The 19,845-nt window shown below is 71.7% G+C and carries 16 protein-coding genes and 1 pseudogene; 11 read left to right on the forward strand and 6 right to left on the reverse strand.

Annotation, left to right across the window (positions count from 1 at the left end; genetic code table 11):
• The first annotated feature begins 15 nt into the window (after positions 1 to 15).
• Positions 16 to 813: an ABC transporter permease gene (locus OG746_RS07345; protein WP_266712662.1), complete on the forward strand. Its 798-nt coding sequence runs from the start codon at positions 16 to 18 to the stop codon at positions 811 to 813.
• 103 nt (positions 814 to 916) lie between these two features.
• On the opposite strand, the gene serC is transcribed toward OG746_RS07345, so the two are convergent.
• Complete coding sequence (gene serC / locus OG746_RS07350; protein WP_266712664.1) at positions 917 to 2,035, reverse strand: phosphoserine transaminase; 1,119 nt, start codon at positions 2,033 to 2,035, stop codon at positions 917 to 919.
• Between the two features lie 102 nt (positions 2,036 to 2,137).
• Positions 2,138 to 2,998: a LysR family transcriptional regulator gene (locus OG746_RS07355; RefSeq protein ID WP_266712666.1), complete on the reverse strand. Its 861-nt coding sequence runs from the start codon at positions 2,996 to 2,998 to the stop codon at positions 2,138 to 2,140.
• Positions 2,999 to 3,187: 189 nt separating this feature from the next.
• Between OG746_RS07355 and OG746_RS07360 the strand changes: the two genes are divergently transcribed.
• On the forward strand, positions 3,188 to 4,147 hold the full coding sequence (locus tag OG746_RS07360) for an EamA family transporter (RefSeq protein ID WP_443063124.1): 960 nt from the start codon (positions 3,188 to 3,190) through the stop codon (positions 4,145 to 4,147).
• A 3-nt stretch (positions 4,148 to 4,150) separates the two neighbouring features.
• On the opposite strand, the gene OG746_RS07365 is transcribed toward OG746_RS07360, so the two are convergent.
• Positions 4,151 to 4,780 (reverse strand): DUF4232 domain-containing protein, encoded by a 630-nt coding sequence (locus OG746_RS07365; protein ID WP_266712668.1) that lies wholly within the window; start codon positions 4,778 to 4,780, stop codon positions 4,151 to 4,153.
• Between the two features lie 337 nt (positions 4,781 to 5,117).
• Here OG746_RS07365 and OG746_RS07370 point away from each other — a divergent pair, with 337 nt between their 5' ends.
• The 8 genes from OG746_RS07370 to OG746_RS07405 are packed head-to-tail and all read left to right on the forward strand — an operon-like array spanning position 5,118 to position 15,264.
• Positions 5,118 to 5,912 carry a TIGR03084 family metal-binding protein gene (locus OG746_RS07370; protein ID WP_266712670.1) on the forward strand — a complete coding sequence of 265 codons (795 nt, stop codon included), beginning with the start codon at positions 5,118 to 5,120 and terminating at the stop codon, positions 5,910 to 5,912.
• Complete coding sequence (locus OG746_RS07375) at positions 5,909 to 7,633, forward strand: acyclic terpene utilization AtuA family protein (RefSeq protein ID WP_266712672.1); 1,725 nt, start codon at positions 5,909 to 5,911, stop codon at positions 7,631 to 7,633. Before OG746_RS07370 ends, OG746_RS07375 begins: the two co-directional genes overlap by 4 nt.
• Entirely contained in the window at positions 7,630 to 9,228 is a 1,599-nt protein-coding gene (locus OG746_RS07380; protein ID WP_266712674.1) for an acyl-CoA carboxylase subunit beta, read from the forward strand. The genes OG746_RS07375 and OG746_RS07380 overlap by 4 nt, the downstream gene beginning before the upstream one ends.
• Before the next feature lie 13 nt (positions 9,229 to 9,241).
• Positions 9,242 to 11,146: an acetyl/propionyl/methylcrotonyl-CoA carboxylase subunit alpha gene (locus OG746_RS07385; protein WP_266712676.1), complete on the forward strand. Its 1,905-nt coding sequence runs from the start codon at positions 9,242 to 9,244 to the stop codon at positions 11,144 to 11,146.
• A complete protein-coding gene (locus tag OG746_RS07390) occupies positions 11,143 to 12,327 on the forward strand; it encodes an acyl-CoA dehydrogenase family protein (protein ID WP_266712678.1) in 1,185 nt (394 codons plus the stop codon). Before OG746_RS07385 ends, OG746_RS07390 begins: the two co-directional genes overlap by 4 nt.
• 46 nt (positions 12,328 to 12,373) lie before the next feature.
• Entirely contained in the window at positions 12,374 to 13,936 is a 1,563-nt protein-coding gene (locus OG746_RS07395) for a 4-coumarate--CoA ligase family protein (protein WP_266718768.1), read from the forward strand.
• A 6-nt stretch (positions 13,937 to 13,942) separates the two neighbouring features.
• Positions 13,943 to 14,698: an enoyl-CoA hydratase family protein gene (locus OG746_RS07400; protein WP_266712680.1), complete on the forward strand. Its 756-nt coding sequence runs from the start codon at positions 13,943 to 13,945 to the stop codon at positions 14,696 to 14,698.
• A complete protein-coding gene (locus OG746_RS07405) occupies positions 14,686 to 15,264 on the forward strand; it encodes a TetR/AcrR family transcriptional regulator (RefSeq protein ID WP_266712682.1) in 579 nt (192 codons plus the stop codon). The genes OG746_RS07400 and OG746_RS07405 overlap by 13 nt, the downstream gene beginning before the upstream one ends.
• Before the next feature lie 294 nt (positions 15,265 to 15,558).
• On the opposite strand, the gene OG746_RS07410 is transcribed toward OG746_RS07405, so the two are convergent.
• Complete coding sequence (locus tag OG746_RS07410) at positions 15,559 to 16,671, reverse strand: citrate synthase 2 (RefSeq protein ID WP_266712684.1); 1,113 nt, start codon at positions 16,669 to 16,671, stop codon at positions 15,559 to 15,561.
• Positions 16,672 to 16,924: 253 nt separating this feature from the next.
• Between OG746_RS07410 and pdxH the strand changes: the two genes are divergently transcribed.
• Positions 16,925 to 17,569: a pyridoxamine 5'-phosphate oxidase gene (gene pdxH / locus OG746_RS07415; RefSeq protein ID WP_266718769.1), complete on the forward strand. Its 645-nt coding sequence runs from the start codon at positions 16,925 to 16,927 to the stop codon at positions 17,567 to 17,569.
• A 79-nt stretch (positions 17,570 to 17,648) separates the two neighbouring features.
• Here pdxH and OG746_RS07420 read toward each other — a convergent pair.
• Positions 17,649 to 18,648: pseudogene (locus OG746_RS07420) on the reverse strand (aldo/keto reductase).
• A 286-nt stretch (positions 18,649 to 18,934) separates the two neighbouring features.
• Positions 18,935 to 19,798: an alpha/beta fold hydrolase gene (locus tag OG746_RS07425; protein ID WP_266712686.1), complete on the reverse strand. Its 864-nt coding sequence runs from the start codon at positions 19,796 to 19,798 to the stop codon at positions 18,935 to 18,937.
• Between the last annotated feature and the right edge of the window lie 47 nt (positions 19,799 to 19,845).

Consider the following 19,845-nt stretch of genomic DNA (forward strand, 5'->3'; position numbering starts at 1 on the left):
GGCGGTACGAGCGGCATGAGTGGCACGAGTGCCTACTGGGCGGTGGCCGACTGCTGGAACGTGGTCCGCCGGGGGCTCACCCACTACCAGCGCCAACCGGTCAACATCGCCTGGCAGTTGGGCTTCCCGATCCTGTCGGTGCTGCTGTACGGGTACGTCTTCGGCAGCGCGATGGTGGTGCCGGGCGGCGGGGACTACCGGGACTTCCTGATGCCGGGGATGTTCGCGATGACGATGGCCTTCGGCTTCATCAACACGGCGACGCTCGTGGTGCACGACGCGACGAAGGGGGTCATCGACCGGTTCCGCTCGATGCCGATGGCGCCGTCGGCGGTGGTGTCGGGGCGCGGGGTCACCGATCTGCTGGTCGCCTGCGCGGAGTTGGCGATCCTGATGCTGACGGCGCTCGCGATCGGCTGGCGCCCGGACGGCGGGGTCATGGGCGGGCTCGCGGCGTTCGCGCTGCTGCTGTGGCTGAGGTTCGCGCTGATCTGGCTGGGGGTGTGGCTGGGCCTGATGGTTCCGAACCCGGAGGCGGCGGGCGGTCTTTTCGCGGTCGCCTTCCCGCTGACGATGATCTCCAGCATCTTCGTCGCGCCGCAGCTGATGCCGGATTGGCTGGGGGCGGTGGCGGCGTGGAACCCGATCTCGTCGACGGTCGCGGCGTCCCGTGAGCTCTTCGGCACGCCGGTCGGGGCGGGGGATTCCTGGGTGGAGCAGAACGCGGTGCTGATGGCCCTGGTGTGGCCGGTGGTGCTCACGGCGGTGTTCCTGCCGCTTGCCGTCCGGCGGTTCCAGCGGTTGAGCCGTTGACCGGCACCGGGGTTGTTGACCGGCACCGGCGTTGCGGCCACGGGGCTCTGCCCCGGACCCCGCTCCTCAATCGCCGGAGGGGCTTGAGGAGCGGGGGTTTGGGTCAGAGCTGGCCGATGACGTAGTCGATGCAGGCCGTCAGGGCCTGGACGTCGGCCGGGTCGATCGCCGGGAACATCGCGACGCGCAGCTGGTTGCGGCCCAGCTTCCGGTACGGCTCCGTGTCGACGACCCCGTTGGCCCGCAGCACTTTGGCCACCGCGGCAGCGTCGATGCCCTCGTCGAAGTCGATCGTGCCGATGACCTGCGACCGCTTTGCCGGGTCGGTGACGAACGGCGTCGCGTACTTCGACTCCTCGGCCCACGAGTACAGCCGCGAGGACGAGTCCTTCGTCCGGGCCGTGGACCAGTCGAGACCACCCTGGCCGTTGATCCAGTCCAGCTGCTCGGCGAGCAGGAAGAGCGTGGAGAGCGCCGGGGTGTTGTACGTCTGGTTCTTGCGGGAGTTGTCGATCGCCGTCGGCAGGGAGAAGAACTCCGGGACGTGGCGGCCGGACGCGTGGATGCGCTGGGCGCGCTCGATCGCGGCGGGGGAGAAGATGCCGATCCACAGGCCGCCGTCGGAGGCGAAGGACTTCTGCGGGGCGAAGTAGTAGACGTCCGTCTCGGAGACGTCGACCGGGAGGCCGCCGGCGCCGGAGGTGGCGTCCACGAGGACGAGCGAACCGGAGTCCGCGTCGGCCACGCGCTTGATCGGCGCCGCGACGCCGGTCGAGGTCTCGTTGTGGGTCAGGCCGTAGACGTCGACACCGGCCTCGGCGACCGGCTCCGGGTGCGTACCCGGGTCGGAGGAGATCACGGTCGGCTCGGCCAGCCAGGGGGCGAGCTTCGAGGCCTTCGCGAACTTGGAGGAGAACTCGCCGAAGTTCAGGTGCTGCGACTTGTTCTCGATCAGGCCGTGCGTCGCCACGTCCCAGAACGCGGTGGAGCCGCCGTTGCCGAGGACGACCTCGTAGCCCTCGGGCAGCGAGAAGAGGTCCTTGACGCCGTCGCGCACGCGACCGACGAGGTTCTTCACGGGGGCCTGACGGTGGGAAGTACCCATCAGGGACGTACCGGTGGCGGCCAAGGCGTCCAACGCCTCCGTACGCACCTTGGAGGGGCCAGCGCCGAAACGTCCGTCGGCGGGCTTGATGTCAGCGGGAATCTGGATCTCAGCCACGAAATGGAGGGTAGCCCGAAGGGGAAACGCGGCCGAAACGTGTCCGTCGGATGAGACGAGAACGGACAAGGGGTGGACCTGTGCGATGCGACGGGCGGGTACTCAAGGCCCCGCGACCTCGTGGGCCAGCGCGATCAGGTCCGGGACGGACGGATGGCCGGGGCCCTGGCGGCGGACCAGGAGGACGGGGAGGTCGGGGGCGTCGGTGAGGGGGACGTAGGTGACACCGGGGTACGGGTGCATGCCCACGGTCGCCGTCGACGTGACGCCCACCGCCCGGTCCGCGGCGATCGCGGCGAGCCAGTCGTCGGTGTTGGCGACGGTGAGCGTCGAGGTGGGGCGTTCGGCGGGCGGCCACAGTTCGAGGGAGGTCGTGCCGGAGACCGTGTTCAGGGCGATGACCTGGTCGCTGAGGTCGGCGAGCGCGAGGCGCCGGTGGCGGGCGAGCGGACTGTCGGACGGCACCGCCGCCACCCGCGCCTCCAAGTGCAGCAGTTCGGTGACGAGGCCCGGGGTGTCGACGGGGCCGCGCAGGAGGGCGAGGTCGACGGCGCCGCGCGTGAGCCCTGCCGTGCGGTCGTCGACGCGCAGCAGTTCGAGCGGGACCTCCGGGTGGGCGCGCCGCCAGCGGCGCAGCAGCGGCGTCGTGAACTCGCCCGCCGCCGACCAGGCGTGGCCCAGGCGCAGTGGGCGGTGCGGGGCGCGGGCGGCGGCGAGCGCGTCCTCGAACGCGGCGACGGCGACGGCCGCCTTCTCGTGGAACGAGCGCCCCTCGGGGGTGAGGTCGAGGTGATGGGTGGAGCGGTCCACGAGCCGTACGCCGAGCGTGTCCTCCAGGGCGGCGAGGGTGCGTGAGACGACCGGCTGGCTCAGGCCGAGGCGCGCGGCGGCGCGGGTGACGCTGCGCTCCTCGGCGACGGCGAGGAAGCAGCGCAGGTGGCGCAGCTCCGGTTCCCTGCTCATGCGCGTTCCCTGCTCATGTGCGTCCCTTGGTCATGTGCGCGGAGCATAACGGGAGCGCAGAAAGTATTTCACGGGGCATGCCGGACGGATCTAGCGTGAAGGTTCAAGGCGGTTCCGGAGTTCAGTAGACTGTCCGGCGCTGTCCAACGTATTGCACTCAAACGTATTGCACTCAAGAGGGGGTGGACCGTGAGCGGCCCGCAGACCGAACCCGTGGCCGTGGCGCATGATGCCGCCCCGGCCGTGACCGCGAGCGCCGGCGCGGAGCCGTCCCGCCGCGGCTCGCTGGGCCCGGTCGGCCTGGTCCTCGCGGGGTGCATCTCGGTGCAGTTCGGCGCGGCGCTCGCGGTGAGCCTGATGCCGCGCGCCGGAGCGATCGGCGTCGTCACCCTCCGCCTCGTCGTGGCGGCCGTGGTCATGCTCGTCGTCTGCCGCCCCAAGCTGCGCGGCCACTCGCGGTCCGACTGGGGCACGGTCGTCGCCTTCGGCATCGCCATGGGCGGTATGAACCTGCTCTTCTACCAGGCGGCGGCCCGTATCCCGCTCGGCATCGCGGTCACCTTCGAGGTGCTCGGCCCGCTCGCCCTCTCGGTCTTCGCCTCCCGCCGTCTCGTCAACGTCCTGTGGGCGGGGCTCGCGCTGTGCGGCGTGTTCCTGCTCGGCGGGGCGGGGGACGGGATCGGCAGCCTGGACCTGGCCGGTGTGGGCTTCGCGGTCGCGGCCGGCGCCTGCTGGGCGACGTACATCATCTTCAGTGCCCGCACGGGCCGCCGCTTCCCGCAGGCCGACGGGCTCGCGCTCGCGATGGTGGTCGCGGCGGTGCTCTGCCTGCCGCTCGGCATCGCGACGGCGGGCCCGAAGCTGATCGACCCGGTGACCCTCGGCCTCGGCGCGGCCGTCGCGGTCATGTCCTCGGTCCTCCCGTACACCCTCGAACTCGTCGCGCTGCGCCGCCTGCCCGCGTCCACGTTCGCGGTGATGATGAGCCTCGAACCGGCGGTCGCCGCGCTCTCCGGCTTCCTCGTCCTGAGCCAGGACCTGGCCTGGGCGGAAGTCCTGGCCATCACCCTCGTCATCGCGGCGAGCATGGGTGCGGTGCGGACGCAGGTGGGCCGGAGGAAGGACCCCGCGGTCGTCCTGCACGAGTGACGGTCACTGCTTGCCGGTGCCGACCGGGTCGACGGAGACCTTGGTCTCCGTGTCGGCGGAGACCGGGAGGTTGAGGTCGACCTTCAGGGACGTGGAGTGGGTCTCGTTGGGCGGGGTGACGTCGATGCTGGAGACGTTCACGCCGGAACCGCCGGAGTTGTTCGGCGGGTAGTGGAGGGTGAAGCGGGTCGTTTCGCCGTTGCCGAGGACGACGGACGGGGACGACAGGTTGCTGCGCTGGGCGCTCAGCGGGCCGGAGGCCTCCTCGGAGCGGAGGTCGACGCCCGGAAAGCCCTTGAGGGAGCAGGCGTCGCTGGTGTTCCGCATGCTGACTATGAGCGTGCCCTCGCCCATGCCGTGCGCGGAGTCGAACGCGAGGTTCGCGGTCTTGCACGGGCCGGTGTTGATCTGACCGTGGCCGGTGCCCTCGGCGGCCTTCGTGGAGTCGCCGGTGTCCGAGGCGTTCTTGCCGGAGGCCTGGCTGTTGCCGCCGGAGGACGAGGAGGACGAGGAGGAGGCGGCGGACGAGTCGTCGTTCGTGCCCGCGGCGGAGTCATCGTTGCCCTGGCAGGCGGTGAGCGAGAGGCCCGCGGCGAGGGCGACGGCGGCGAGGGTGAGCTTGCGAGCACGCATGGTTTTCGTCCTTAACTTGGCGGCCGGTAATTCGTAGGTCGGTAATTCGTGGGTCGGTAACTCGTGGGTCGGTTCGGGTTACTGATCAGCAGGACCCGCCGGGGCCACGAATCGTTCCGCCTTACCGCCGCCTTATACATGGCTGTTACATATGACTGGGAGACCGTCATCGCTGGGACAGTTCCGTGACCTGGGGGATCTTGAACTCTCCGGTTGGCGGGGCTATTTCGCCCGTCACGCGCGACGCATTTTCCATGCAAGCATGCTTGCTTGTTTCTTGGTCCACTGCCATGCTCCAGGCACGCCGCACACCGCCGTGCCCGGAGGGGAGCGCACCGTGTCCGAACCGTCCGCCGTGTTCGAGGACTTGCGGGACGAGAGCGAGGAACTCGACGGGATCGTGCGGGAGTTGAGCCCACAGCAGTGGGCCGCACCGACCCCCGCGCCCCGCTGGACCGTCGCCCACCAGATCGCCCATCTCGCCTGGACCGACCGCGCCGCCCTGCTCGCCATGAGCGACGCCGACGCCTTCGCGGGCGAGGTGGAGAAGGCGATCGCCGCGCCGGAGTCCTTCGTCGACGAAGGGGCCGAGGAAGGCGCCCGCCGGGACCCGGCCGTGCTGCTCGCCGACTGGCGGGAGGGGCGCGAGCGGCTGCAGAAGGTGCTGCGCGCCGCCGCGGCCGACAAGACCCGGTTCCCCTGGTACGGCCCGCCGATGTCCGCCGCCTCCATGGCGACCGGCCGGCTGATGGAGACGTGGGCGCACGGTCAGGACATCGCCGACGCCCTCGGGATCGTACGGACGCCCAGCGACCGGCTCCGGCACGTCGCCCGGATCGGCGTACGCGCGCGGAAGTTCGCCTTCGACGTGCACGGGGTCGCTGCGCCCGACGACGAGTTCCGCGTCGAACTCATGGCGCCGAGCGGCGAGTTGTGGACGTACGGGCCCGAGGAAGCAGGGCAGCGGGTCACCGGGACCGCCGTCGACTTCTGCCTCCTCGTCACCCAGCGCGCGCACCGGGCCGACGTCGACGTACGCGCCGAGGGCCCCGACGCCGACCGCTGGCTCGACATCGCGCAGGCCTTCGCCGGGCCACCGGGGAAGGGGCGCGCGCCGAAGGAGGCCCGATGAGCAGGCCTCCGCTGCGGATCGGCAACGCCTCCGGGTTCTACGGCGACCGGTTCGACGCCATGAAGGAGATGCTGACCGGCGGCGAACTCGACGTCCTCACCGGCGACTACCTCGCCGAGCTGACCATGCTGATCCTCGGCCGCGACCGCCTGAAGAACGCGGACCGCGGCTACGCCCGTACGTTCCTGCGGCAGTTGGAGGAGTGCCTCGGCCTCGCCGTCGAGCGCGGTACCAAAATCGTCGCCAATTCGGGCGGGCTCAATCCGGCCGGACTCGCGGACGCTGTACGGGAGTTGGCTGACCGGCTCGGCATCGACGTACGGGTCGCGCACGTCGAGGGTGACGACCTGCTCGGCACCGGCCGGTTCCCCGGCGCCCTCACCGTCAACGCCTACCTCGGCGGCGCCGGCATCACCGCCTGTCTCGACGCGGGTGCGGATGTCGTGGTCACGGGGCGCGTCACCGACGCCGCGCTGGTGACCGGGCCCGCGGCCTGGCACTTCGGGTGGGCGGGGAGCGAATACGACCGGCTCGCGGGGGCCGTCGTCGCCGGGCACGTCCTCGAATGCGGGACGCAGGCGACCGGCGGCAACTACTCCCGGTTCGCCGACCGCGCCCACCAGTTGGCCCACCCCGGCTTCCCCCTCGCCGAGATCCACGAGGACGGTTCCGCCGTCGTCACCAAGCACCCCGGCACCGGCGGCTTCGTCGAACTCGGCACCGTCACCGAGCAGCTCCTGTACGAGACCGGGGGCGCCCGGTACGCCGGGCCCGACGTCACCGCCCGCCTCGACACCGTCCGCCTGGAGCAGGAGGGCCCCGACCGCGTGCGCATCCACGGCGTACGCGGCGAGGCCCCGCCGCCCACCCTCAAGGTCGGGCTCAACCGGCTCGGCGGGTTCCGGGGCGAGGTCGTCTTCGTGCTCACCGGCCTGGACATCGAGGTCAAGGCGGAGCTGGTGCGGCGGCAGATGGACGAAGCGCTGCGCACCGCCAAGTCGGCGCCCGCACACGTCCGTTGGGAGCTGTCCCGAACCGACCGGGCCGACGCCGACACCGAGGAGACCGCGAGCGCGCTGCTCCGCCTGGTCGTACGCGACCAGAACCAGGACGCCGTCGGCCGGGCCCTGAGCGGCGCCGCGGTGGAGCTGGCCCTCGCCTCCTACCCCGGCTTCCACGTCACCGCCCCGCCCGGCAAGGGCTCCCCGTACGGGGTGTTCGAGGCGGAGTACGTGGAGCGGGGCGAGGTCCCGCATGTCGCGGTGCTGCCGGACGGGGAGCGGCGGCCGATCCCCGTACACGTAGGAGAGACGCGCCCGCTCGTCCCCGTCGAGGACCCCGCTCTCCCGGAGCCTCTGCCCGCCGGGCCCACGCGCCGCGTTCCCCTCGGCCTGATCGCGGGGGCTCGCAGCGGGGACAAGGGCGGCGATGCGAATGTGGGGGTGTGGGTGGAGAGCGATGCGGCGTGGCGCTGGTTGGTCCACACCCTGACGGTGGACCGCTTCCGCGAACTCCTGCCGGAGACGGCGTTGCGCTCCCGGGGCTCTGATAGGCCGACCGTAACCCGCCACCCCCTCCCCAACCTCCGCGCACTCAACTTCACGGTTGAGGGCCTCCTGGGCGAAGGCGTCGCCGCGCAACACCGATTCGACCCACAAGCCAAGGGCCTCGCCGAATGGCTCCGCTCACGCCACCTCGACATACCGGAGGCCCTCCTGTGACCGTCCTGGCCAGCGCCCTGGACACCCGGTCCGACGACTACGCCGGACGGCGCACCGCCCTCCTCGACAAGCTCACCGCCCTCGACACCGAGCATGCGAAGGCCGTCGCGGGCGGCGGCGAGAAGTACGTCGAACGGCACCGCAAGCGCGGCAAGTTGCTCGCCCGCGAACGCATCGAGCTGCTGCTCGACCCCGACACCCCCTTCCTCGAACTGTCCCCGCTCGCCGCCTGGGGCAGCGACTACGCCGTCGGCGGCTCCCTCGTCACCGGCGTCGGCGTCGTCGAGGGCGTCGAGTGCCTGATCACGGCCAACGACCCGACCGTGCGCGGCGGCGCCAGCAACCCCTGGTCCCTGAAGAAGGCGCTGCGGGCGAACGAGATCGCCCACGCCAACCGGCTCCCTGCCATCTCGCTCGTCGAGTCCGGCGGCGCCGATCTCCCCTCCCAGAAGGAGATCTTCATCCCCGGGGGCGGGATCTTCCGCGACATCACGCGGCTCTCGGCCGCCGGGATCCCCACCGTCGCCGTCGTCTTCGGCAACTCCACCGCCGGAGGCGCGTACATCCCCGGTATGTCCGATCACGTGATCATGGTGAAGGAGAAGGCGAAGGTCTTCCTCGGCGGGCCGCCGCTGGTCAAGATGGCGACCGGCGAGGAGAGCGACGACGAGTCGCTCGGCGGCGCCGAGATGCACGCCCGCACCTCCGGACTCGCCGACTACTTCGCCCACGACGAGCAGGACGCCATCCGGCAGGCCCGCCGCGTCGTCGCCCGCCTCAACCACCGCAAGGCGTACGCCGATCCACAGCCTGTGGAGCCGCCCAAGTACGACCCCGAGGAACTCCTCGGCATCGTCCCCGACGATCTGAAGGAGCCCTTCGACCCGCGCGAGGTGATCGCCCGGCTCGTCGACGCCTCCGACTTCGACGAGTTCAAGCCCCTCTACGGCACGAGCCTCGTCACCGGCTGGGCCGCTCTCCACGGCCATCCCGTCGGCATCCTCGCCAACGCGCAGGGCGTCCTCTTCAGCGAGGAGTCGCAGAAGGCCGCGCAGTTCATCCAGCTCGCCAACCAGCGCGACATCCCGCTGCTCTTCCTCCACAACACCACCGGCTACATGGTCGGCAAGGAGTACGAGCAGGGCGGCATCATCAAACACGGCGCGATGATGATCAACGCCGTCTCCAACTCCCGTGTCCCGCACCTCTCCGTGCTGATGGGCGCCTCGTACGGCGCCGGGCACTACGGCATGTGCGGGCGCGCCTACGATCCCCGTTTCCTCTTCGCCTGGCCCAGCGCCAAGTCCGCCGTCATGGGGCCGCAGCAGCTGGCGGGAGTGCTGTCGATCGTGGCGCGGCAGTCCGCCGCCGCGAAGGGGCAGCCGTACGACGAGGAGGCCGACGCCGGGCTCCGCGCCATGGTCGAGCAGCAGATCGAGGCCGAGTCGCTGCCGATGTTCCTGTCCGGGCGGCTCTACGACGACGGGGTCATCGACCCCCGTGACACCCGAACTGTTCTCGGCATCTGCCTGTCCGCGATCCACACCGCACCGTACGAGGGCGCCCGCGGCGGCTTCGGTGTCTTCCGGATGTAAGGGGCCCGCACCGATGATCACCAGTGTGCTCGTCGCCAACCGCGGCGAGATCACCTGCCGCGTCTTCCGTACCTGCCGTGAGCTGGGCATACGTACCGTCGCCCTGCACTCGGACCCGGACGCCGACGCCTTGCACGTGCGCGAGGCCGATCTCGCCGTACGGCTCCCGGGGGCCACCCCCGCCGACACCTATCTGCGCGCCGACCTCGTCGTGAAGGCCGCCCTCGACGCGGGCGCCGACGCCGTGCACCCCGGGTACGGCTTCCTCTCCGAGAACGCCGACTTCGCCCGCGCCGTCGCCGACGCGGGGCTCACCTGGATCGGGCCGCCGCCCGCGGCGATCGAGGCGATGGCGTCCAAGACGCGCGCCAAGGAGCTGATGGGGATCGCTCCGCTCGGTTCCGACATCACGGCCGACGACCTGCCCGTCCTGGTCAAGGCGTCCGCCGGTGGCGGCGGGCGCGGGATGCGGGTCGTACGCGAACTCGCCGCGCTGGATGGGGATTTGGAGGCCGCGCGGTCCGAGGCGCTGTCCGCCTTCGGTGACGGCGAGGTCTTCGTCGAGCCGTACGTGGAGGGCGGGCGGCATGTGGAGGCGCAGGTGCTCGCCGACGCCCACGGGACCGTGTGGATCCTCGGGACGCGGGACTGTTCGCTTCAGCGGCGGCACCAGAAGGTGATCGAGGAGGCGCCCGCACCGGATCTGATACGTGGCGTATCGGATGTCATGTACGAGATGGCGGAGCGGGCCTGCCGGGCCACCGGATACGTCGGCGCCGGCACCGTCGAGTTCCTCGTCGCCGACGGGCGGGCCCACTTCCTTGAGATGAACACCCGCCTCCAGGTGGAACACCCCGTCACCGAGGCCGTGTTCGGGATCGACCTCGTCGCGCTCCAGCTCCGCGTCGCCGAGGGCGAGGCCCTCGACCCCGAACCCCCGGCCCCGCGCGGCCACGCCGTCGAGGCCCGCCTCTACGCCGAGGACCCCGCGGCCTCCTTCGCCCCGCAGACCGGAACACTGCATCGGCTCCACGTGCCGGACAGCGTCCGCCTCGACACCGGGTACACCGACGGCGACACCATCGGCGTGCACTACGACGCCATGCTCGCCAAGGTCGTCGCCCACGCCCCCACCCGCACCGCCGCCGTCCGCGCCCTCGCGGGGGCCCTGGAACGGGCCGAGGTGCACGGGCCCGTCACCAACCGCGAGCTGCTCGTACGCTCCCTGCGGCACCCGGAGTTCGCCGAGGCCCGCATGGACACGGGGTTCTACGAGCGGCACCTCGACGAACTGACCGCCCCGCACGAGGACCCGTACGCGCCGCTCGCCGCCGCGCTCGCCCAGGCGGTGGGCCGGTCCAGGTTCGGCGGCTTCCGCAACGTCCTCTCGCAGCCCCAGGTCAAGCGCTACCGCGCCGAGCCCGCCGGCACCGAGCACGAGGTCCGCTACCGGCACACCCGCGATGGTCTCGCGGCCGACGGTGTACACGTCGTCGGCGTGGCCCCGCACCTCGTCGTACTCGAAGTCGGCGGCGTACGAAGGAAGTTCACGGTCTCCACGTACGGGGGCGCCGCGTACGGGGGCGCCGCGTACGGGAGCGCCGCGTACGAGGGTCACCGCGTGTACGTGAACGGTCTCGCGCTCACCGCCCTGCCCCGCTTCACTGACCCCAGCGAGCAGCGCGCCCCCGGCTCCCTGCTCGCGCCCATGCCCGGCACCGTCGTCCGCGTCGCCGAAGGGCTGACCGAGGGCGCCGCCGTCACCGCCGGGCAGCCCCTGATCTGGCTGGAGGCGATGAAGATGGAGCACCGCATCCTCGCTCCCGCCTCCGGAACGCTCACCGCCCTGCACGCCGCCGTCGGCCGCCAGGTCGAGGTGGGCGCGCTGCTCGCCGTAGTCCAGGAGGAACAGTCGTGAACGCTCCCGCCGCTCCCGCCACCCCCGTCCTCGAAACCGAAGAGCACCAGGCCCTGCGTGCCGCCGTCGCCGCGCTCGGCAAGCGGTTCGGCCGCGACTACATGACCCGCGTGACCGCCGCCGGAGGCCACCCCGATGAGCTGTGGTCGGAGGCCGCCAAGCTCGGCTACCTCGGCGTCAACCTGCCCGAGGAATACGGGGGAGGGGGCGGCGGGATAGCCGAACTCTCCCTCGTTCTTGAGGAGTTGGGGGCCGCCGGGTCGCCGCTGCTGATGATGGTCGTATCGCCCGCGATCTGCGGCACGGTCATCTCCCGCTTCGGCACCGAGGAGCAGAAGCGGGCCTGGCTCCCCGGCCTCGCCGACGGCAGCCGCACCATGGCCTTCGGCATCACCGAACCCGACGCCGGATCCAACTCGCACCGCATCACCACCACCGCCCGCAAGGACGACGACGGCTCGTGGGTCCTGAACGGGCGCAAGGTGTTCATCTCCGGCGTCGACATCGCGGACGCGACGCTCATCGTGGGGCGGACCTCGGACGCGCGCACGGGAAAACTCAAGCCCTGTCTCTTCATCGTGCCCCGCGATACCCCCGGCTTCGGGCGGCGGCAGATCGACATGGAACTCCAGGCTCCGGAGAAGCAGTTCGAACTGACCCTTGACGAGGTGCGGCTGCCCGCGGACGCTCTCGTGGGTGACGAGGACGCAGGGCTGCTCCAACTCTTCGCCGGGCTCAACCCGGAGCGCGTCATGACCGCCGCCTTCGCCATCGGCATGGGCCGGTACGCGCTGAAGCGGGCCGTCGAGTACGCGAAGGAGCGCACCGTGTGGCAGGCCCCCATCGGCTCCCACCAGGCGATCGCCCACCCGCTCGCGCAGAGCCACATCGAGCTGGAGCTGGCCCGCCTGATGATGCAGAAGGCGGCCCGGCTCTACGACGCGGGCGACGACATCGGTGCGGGCGAGGCCGCCAACATGGCCAAGTACGCCGCCGCCGAGGCCTGTGTGCGCGCCGTCGACCAGGCCGTGCACACGCTCGGCGGCAACGGCCTGACCCGCGAGTTCGGCCTCGCCTCGCTCATCGTCGGCTCACGGGTGGCGCGGATCGCCCCGGTCAGCCGCGAAATGATCCTCAACTACGTGTCCCACCAGAGCCTGGGTCTCCCCAAGTCGTACTGAAGCCGCACGAACCCAACTACCGCTGCTTAGCGAGGAGTTCGACATGGTGTACGTGAGTGAGTACGCGGACGTCGCGGTCGTCGACGAGCCCATCCACGACGCCGTGCTCGGGGGTGCGGCCGCCCGCGGCGACGCCCCCGCCCTCGTCGACGGGGTGGCCGGCACCACCCTCTCGTACGCCGGGCTCGACGGGTTCCACCGCAAGGTGGCGGCCGGGCTCGCCGACGCGGGCGTGCGCAAGGGCGACGTGGTGGCGCTGCACAGCCCCAACACGATCGCCTACCCGGTGGCGTTCTACGGCGCCACGCGCGCGGGCGCCTCCGTGACCACCGTGCACCCGCTGTCCACGCCGGAGGAGTTCGCGAAGCAACTGCGCGACTCGTCCGCGAACTGGATCGTCACCATCACCCCGCTCGTCGAGTCGGCCCGCGCGGCGGCCGAACTCGCGGGCGGCGTACGGGAGATATTCGTCTGCGACCCGACGGGAACCTCGGGCCACCGCTCGCTGATCGACATGCTCGGCACCGCGGCGCCGGAACCTGTCGTGGAGATCGATCCCGCCGAGGACGTGGCCGCGCTTCCGTACTCGTCCGGCACCACCGGCACGCCCAAGGGCGTCATGCTCACCCACCGCAACATCGCCACGAACCTCGCCCAGCTCCAGCCCGTCCTCCCGACGGGCCCCGGCGACCGCATCCTCGCCGTCCTGCCCTTCTTCCACATCTACGGCCTCACGGCGCTCATGAACGGCCCGCTGCGGCAGGGCTCCACCGTCGTCGTGCTGCCCCGCTTCGACCTCGAAACGTTCCTCGGGGCGATCGAGAAGCACCGCATCACCCACCTGTACGTCGCCCCGCCGATCGTCCTCGCCCTCGCGAAACACCCGGCCGTGGAGGGCTACGACCTGTCGTCCCTACGTCATGTCATCAGCGCCGCCGCGCCCCTCGACGGCGAACTCGCCCGCGCCTGCGCGCGCCGCCTCGGCCTGCCGCCCGTCGGCCAGGCCTACGGCATGACGGAGCTCTCGCCCGGCACCCACGTCGTCCCGTACGACGCGAAGAACCCGCCACCTGGCGCCGTGGGCAGGCTCATCGCCTCGACCGAGATGCGGATCGTGTCCCTCGACGACCCGGCGAAGGACGTGGCGCCCGGCGAGCCCGGCGAGGTCCTGATCCGGGGGCCGCAGGTCATGAAGGGCTACCTCGGCCGCCCCGACGCCACTGCCGACATGATCGACACCGAGGGCTGGCTGCGCACCGGGGACGTCGGGCGCGTCGACGCGGACGGCTGGCTGTTCGTCGTCGACCGAGTGAAGGAACTCATCAAGTACAAGGGTTTCCAGGTCGCCCCCGCCGACCTGGAGGCGGTGCTGCTCGCCCACGAGGGCATCGCCGACGCGGCGGTCATCGGCGTCCTCGACGACGACGGCAACGAGGTGCCGAAGGCGTTCGTCGTGCGCGCGGACCCGGCGCTCGGCGCGGACGCGGTGATGGCATACGTCGCCGAACGCGTCGCCCCGTACAAGAAGATCCGCCGCGTGGCGTTCATCGACGGGGTGCCGCGCGCGGCCTCCGGGAAGATCTTGCGCCGCGAACTCAGGGAGATCTGATATCTGATGGCTGTTGAGAGTGCGCTCGGCGACCTGGTGACGCACGCCCACGAACGTGGCGTCACCACCCTCACCCTCGACTCGCCCGCCAACCGCAACGCCCTGTCGTCGGCCCTCGTCGGCGAGCTGGGGGACCGGCTGCGCGACGCGGACAAGGACCGCGACGTACGCGCCGTCGTCCTCACCCACACCGGCGGCACCTTCTGCGCGGGCGCCGACCTGCGGGATCCTCCGGATCCGGACGCGCTGGTGGGACTGCTGCGGCAGATCGTGGAGTTGGGTAAGCCGGTCGTCGCGCGGGTCGACGGGCACGTGCGGGCGGGCGGCCTGGGGCTGGTGGGGGCGTGCGACATCGCGGCGGCTTCAGCGGCATCGTCGTTCGCCTTCACCGAGGTACGCATCGGGGTCGCGCCCGCCGTGATCTCGATGCCGCTGCTGCCGCGCGTCGATCCGCGGGCGGTGGCCCGGTATTACCTGACGGGTGAGCGCTTCGACGCGGCGGAGGCGGCGCGGATCGGGCTCGTGACGGTGGCGGGGGAGGGGGTGGACGAGGTGTTGGCGCCGGTCGTGGAAGGGCTACGCAAATCCTCCCCCGAGGGCCTGGCCGAGACGAAGAAGCTGCTCACGGTTAAGGTCCTGGAGGCCTTCGACCGGGACGCGGAGTCTCTGACGGCGCTGTCCGCGCGGCTGTTCGGCTCCGCGCAGGCCCGCGAGGGCATGACTGCCTTTCTCGAACGACGGGATGCCGCATGGGTGTTGTGACGCTGCCGAAGCAGGACCGTTCGCGGGTGACGCGGCAACGGCTCCTGGAGTCCGCGGTCGCCTGCCTCGCCGCGCACGGCTGGGGCGGCTCCACGGTCTCCGTCGTCGCCGAGCACGCCGGCGTCTCGCGCGGCGCCGCCCAGCACCACTTCCCTACCCGGGAGGACCTGTTCACCGCGGCCGTCGAGTACGTCGCCGAGGAGCGGTCCACCGCTCTGCGGGGGCTGCGTCCGCAGGGGCGGGCGGAGGCGGTGGCGGCGCTCGTCGACCTCTACACGGGGCCGTTGTTCCGGGCGGCGCTGCACTTGTGGGTGGCCGCGTCGAACGAGCCGCAACTGGGTGGGCGGGTGACCGAGTTGGAGGCACGGGTCGGGCGCGAGACCCACCGGATCGCGGTGGAGCTGCTGGGCGCGGACGAGTCCCTGCCGGGGGTGCGGGAGGTCGTCCAGGGCCTCCTCGACATGGCCCGCGGCCTCGGCCTCGCGAACCTCCTCACGGACGACCGGGGGCGGCGGGAGCGGGTGGTGTCCGAGTGGGCCGGAATCGTGGAACGCTCACTGGGCTGACCCGCTCGACCGCCCCTACGCCCCGGGTCTCCGCCCCGGCCCCCGCTGCTCAATCGCCGCAGGGGCTCAAAAGGGCCAATCTCCCCCGCCCATCTCCCACCCACCCGCCCCCTCCGGGGGCGTCGGCCCGACGGGGTGCCGCCACCGCCTTGGGCAATCTGCCGCCTTGGGCGGCAGGGTGGGCAAGGCGGCGCCCCGGTGCAGGCTGCACCTGACGAGGGCGCCGACCACGGCACCGCTAGAAAACACGGTGCCGTGCAACAGGAACCAAGGGCGCCGACCCCGGCACCCGGTCTAACGGGCGATGTCGCCGTAACCGCCGATCTCCTGCGGAGGACGCGACTCCGGGCCCACGTAGCGGGCCGAGGGGCGGACGAGGCGGCCCGTGCGCTTCTGCTCCAGGATGTGGGCCGACCACCCCGCCGTACGGGCGCACGTGAACATCGACGTGAACATGTGCGCCGGCACCTCCGCGAAGTCCAGCACGATCGCCGCCCAGAACTCCACGTTCGTGGCAAGCACCCGGTCGGGCCGGCGCGCGTGCAACTCCGCCAACGCCGCCTTCTCCAGCGCCTCGGCGACCTCGAACCGCGGCGCCCCCAACTCCCGCGCCGTACGCCGAAGTACACGCGCACGCGGATCCTCCGCCCGGTACACCCGGTGCCCGAACCCCATGAGCCGCTCACCGTTGTCGAGCGCCCTGCGGACGTACGCCTCGGCGTCCCCGGTCCGCTCGATCTCCTCGATCATGCCGAGCACCCTGGACGGCGCACCGCCGTGCAGCGGCCCCGACATGGCACCGACGGCCCCGGACAGCGCCCCCGCCACATCGGCCCCGGTCGAGGCGATGACGCGGGCCGTGAACGTAGAGGCGTTCATGCCGTGTTCGGCGGCCGACGTCCAGTACGCGTCGACGGCCGCGACATGCTTCGGGTCCGGCTCCCCGCGCCAGCGCTTCATGAACCGCTCGACGACGGTGTCCGCCTTGTCGATCTCCCGCTGCGGCACCATCGGCAGACCCTGCCCGCGCGCGGACTGCGCGACGTACGACAGGGCCATGACGGCGGCCCGCGCGAGGTCGTCGCGGGCCCGCTGCTCATCGATGTCGAGCAGCGGCTTCAGGCCCCACACAGGGGCGAGCATGGCGAGCGCCGACTGCACGTCGACGCGGATGTCACCGGAGTGGACGGGGATCGGGAACGGCTCGGCCGGCGGCAGGCCCGGGTCGAAGGCGCCGTCGACCAGCAGCCCCCAGACATTCCCGAACGACACGTGGCCGACCAGATCCTCGATGTCGACGCCGCGATAGCGCAGGGCGCCGCCTTCCTTGTCCGGTTCGGCGATCTCGGTCTCGAACGCGACGACACCTTCGAGGCCTGGAACAAAGCCGGGGGTGAGGTCGGACATCGGGCGGCTCCTCTGGATGCGTGGGCGGCTCGGGTGCTGGAACACCCGTGGTCCGGACGGGGGTACACCCGTGATGCCCCGTACGGCAGGCGGCTGAACCGTTTCGGCCCCTGGAACATAACCCTCCGTGCCACAGTTGGCGAGGGCTCGCGGCACTCAGTGCCATGTTTCACTCTGGGTGCGTCTGTGCCCTTCCGTCCGGCAGGATGACGCCGTGAGCGCCCACGACGATCCCGAACTCGACCTCGCCGACATGCGCGAGCAGTACCGCGCCAAGAACGGCGGCCTGCTGGAGGGGGACCTCGCCCTGCACCCGATGGAGCAGTTCACGCGCTGGTTCAAACAGGCGGCGGCCCCGGGCTCCCCGCTGCCCGAGCCCAACGCCATGGTCGTCTCCACCGCCGACGCCGAGGGCCGGCCCAGCTCCCGCACGGTGCTGCTCAAGTCGTACGACGAGGCGGGCTTCGTCTTCTACACCAACTACGGCTCCCGCAAGGCACGGGACCTCTCCGTCAACCCGCACGTCGCGCTGCTCTTCCCCTGGCACCCGATGGGGCGCCAGGTCCTGGTGACCGGGACGGCGGAGCGTACGTCGCGGGCCGAGACGGAGGCGTACTTCCGCACGCGCCCGCACGGCTCCCAGCTGGGCGCGTGGGCCAGCGCGCAGTCGTCCGTGGTCGCCTCGCGGGAGGAACTCGACGCGCGCTACGCGGAGCTGGCGGCGCGCCACCCGGAGGGCACCGCGGTCCCGGTACCACCCCACTGGGGCGGCTACCGGATCACGCCGGTGACCATCGAATTCTGGCAGGGCCGCGAAAACCGCCTCCACGACCGCCTCCGCTACGTCCGGGAGACCGGGTCCCCGACGGCCTGGCGGACGGAACGCCTGAGCCCCTGACATTCCCGGGTGTGAGCAGTCGACGTACAGGAAATCCGCGTCGGGCCCACCGTTCAGGGCCTGATCCAAACGACAGGCCCTAACCCCGAGCGACCTCAGCGGTGTGCGCGGGGGTGTAGCGCTCGCCCCTCACCTGGTCGCTCAGCGGGTCCAGCGCGGCCAGCGCCTCGGCGTCCAGGGTGAGTTCCAGCGCGGCCGCGTTCTGCTCGAGCCGGGCAGGGCTGCGGGTGCCCGGAATGGTCGCCACCGCCACCCCGAGCCGCTCGGCCTGGGCGTACACCCAGGCCAGCGCCACCTGGGCCGGGGTGACACCCAGCCGGTCGGCCACCTCGCGCACGGTCTGCGCGATCTTCTCGTTGGCCTCGCCCGCCTCTCCGGAGAAGCGGGGGTTGGTGCGCCGGAAGTCCTTCTCGCCCAGTGCGGAGCGGTCCAGGGCGCCGGTCAGGAACCCCCGCCCCAGCGGCGAGTACGGCACCAGTCCGACCCCCCAGCTCGGCCATCACCGGGGTGACCGCCTCGACGTCGCGGGTCCACAGCGAGTACTCGCTCTGCACCGCGGTGATCGGGTGCACCGCGTGCGCCCGGCGCAGCAGCTCGCCGTCGACCTCGGACAGGCCCAGATGGCGGACCTTGCCCGCCTCGACCAGCTCGGCCATCGCCCCGACGGTCTCCTCGATCTCCACGTCCTGGGGCGGGCGGTGGGCGTAGTACAGGTCGATCACCTCGACGCCCAGCCGCAGCAGCGAGGCGTCGCAGGAGCGCAGCACGTAGTCCCGGGCGCCGCGGATCCGGCGTGCCCGGTCGCCGGCGCTGCGGTCGATGCCGAACTTGGTGGCCACCTGCACCTGCACCTGGTCCCGGCGACCGTGGACGGCCCGGCCCACCAGCACCTCGTTGTGCCCGGTGCCGTAGGCGTCGGCGGTGTCCAGGAACGTGACGCCAAGCTCCAGGGCCCGGTCGATGGTGGCCAGGCCGCCGTCCCAGTCGGCGGCGCCGTAGCTCTCGCTCATCCCCATGCACCCCAGGCCCATCGCGCTGACGGGGAGACCGGGTGAGCCGAGCGTAGTTCGGGTGATCATGCGCGGACACTCCTCCTGCCCGGCGGACCGGGCGGCACCTTGAGTTGGCGAACGCCCCCGAAGCTAGAACTTGGAGCGCACACGAAGTCAAGCGCCGAAGGACCGGCCCGCGCCGACGGGGGCAGGCGCGGCGCCCAACTACTCACACCCGGTTCCAACGGGCAGCCACACGGCGGGTGAGCTATTAGAGCCCCGCCAGGGGGCACCTCCCAGCGTTGGCTGGGGGAGATTGAGGCGCGGGGCCCGGGGCAGCGCCCCGCGACCTCAACCCCGGCTCCCGGCCACGTCACAACTCCGCCAAGACCCCGTCAAGGAACGGCTCCACCGCGGAGCGCCACGCCTCCGGCTGGTCGTAGTGCACGAGATGCCCGGCGTCGGCCACCTCCGCGTACACACCCCGAGGCAACACCCGAACCATCTCCTGCGCCTCCGCCCGCCCCAGCTCCCCGTCAAGCCCGCGCAGCACAAGCGCCGGGCACTGCACCGCCGCCAGCTCCTCCCAGTGCGCGTCGAACACCCACGTCGACCGCGCCTCCAGCATCTGGCGCCGCGAGAACACCGGCCGCCAGCCGTCCGGCGTCTCCGTCATCACCTCGGCGTAGAACTCTCCGCGCGCCGGGTTGGGCCGCTCGACCCAGGGGTCGTCCTCCCCGAACCACTTCCGTACGTCCGCGAGCGTCGCGAACGGCAGCGGCCACGCCTTGAACCAGTCCTCCCACTCCCGCTGGGAGGCCGTCCCGAGCGCGGAGGCCCGCATGTCGCAGATGACCAGGCCGCGGACGAGATCGGGCCGGCGGGCGGCGAGCTGCCACGCCGTGAGCGCTCCCATGGAGTGCCCGATGAGGACGGCCGGCTCCAGGCCCAGCTGGACCAGTGCCTCCTCCGCGTCCAGGACGTACGCCTCCCGGTCGAACGGGCCTTCCGGCGGCTTGTCGCTCTGCCCGTGCCCGCGCTGGTCAAGGGCGACCGCGCGATGTCGCTCGGCCAGCCAGCGCGTCGTCCCCGCCCAGTGGGACGCCCGCCCCATGAGCCCGTGCAGCAGCAGAACTCCGGGATTGTGCCCGACCTCGCCCGTCTTGGGCGGGTCGGCGAACTCCCAGGCAGCCAGGTGGATCCCGCCTGCCCCGGTCACGTCGATGCGCCGTGCCATAGGCCCTGGCACCCCCTCGTGGTCGCGCCTGCAGTCGCGTACCCGCT

Source organism: Streptomyces sp. NBC_01016, assembly GCF_026341035.1.
Taxonomy (GTDB): domain Bacteria; phylum Actinomycetota; class Actinomycetes; order Streptomycetales; family Streptomycetaceae; genus Streptomyces.

Excerpts from the sequence above, each read along its gene's own strand:
- OG746_RS07425 (WP_266712686.1), bottom strand. The coding sequence starts at position 19,798 with ATGGCACGGCGCATCGACGTGACCGGGGCAGGCGGGATCCACCTGGCT.
- OG746_RS07345 (WP_266712662.1), top strand. The coding sequence starts at position 16 with ATGAGTGGCACGAGTGCCTACTGGGCGGTGGCCGACTGCTGGAACGTG.
- OG746_RS07355 (WP_266712666.1), bottom strand. The coding sequence starts at position 2,998 with ATGAGCAGGGAACCGGAGCTGCGCCACCTGCGCTGCTTCCTCGCCGTC.
- OG746_RS07385 (WP_266712676.1), top strand. The coding sequence starts at position 9,242 with ATGATCACCAGTGTGCTCGTCGCCAACCGCGGCGAGATCACCTGCCGC.
- OG746_RS07410 (WP_266712684.1), bottom strand. The coding sequence starts at position 16,671 with ATGTCCGACCTCACCCCCGGCTTTGTTCCAGGCCTCGAAGGTGTCGTC.
- OG746_RS07400 (WP_266712680.1), top strand. The coding sequence starts at position 13,943 with ATGGCTGTTGAGAGTGCGCTCGGCGACCTGGTGACGCACGCCCACGAA.
- OG746_RS07405 (WP_266712682.1), top strand. The coding sequence starts at position 14,686 with ATGGGTGTTGTGACGCTGCCGAAGCAGGACCGTTCGCGGGTGACGCGG.
- pdxH (WP_266718769.1), top strand. The coding sequence starts at position 16,925 with ATGCGCGAGCAGTACCGCGCCAAGAACGGCGGCCTGCTGGAGGGGGAC.
- OG746_RS07365 (WP_266712668.1), bottom strand. The coding sequence starts at position 4,780 with ATGCGTGCTCGCAAGCTCACCCTCGCCGCCGTCGCCCTCGCCGCGGGC.
- OG746_RS07375 (WP_266712672.1), top strand. The coding sequence starts at position 5,909 with ATGAGCAGGCCTCCGCTGCGGATCGGCAACGCCTCCGGGTTCTACGGC.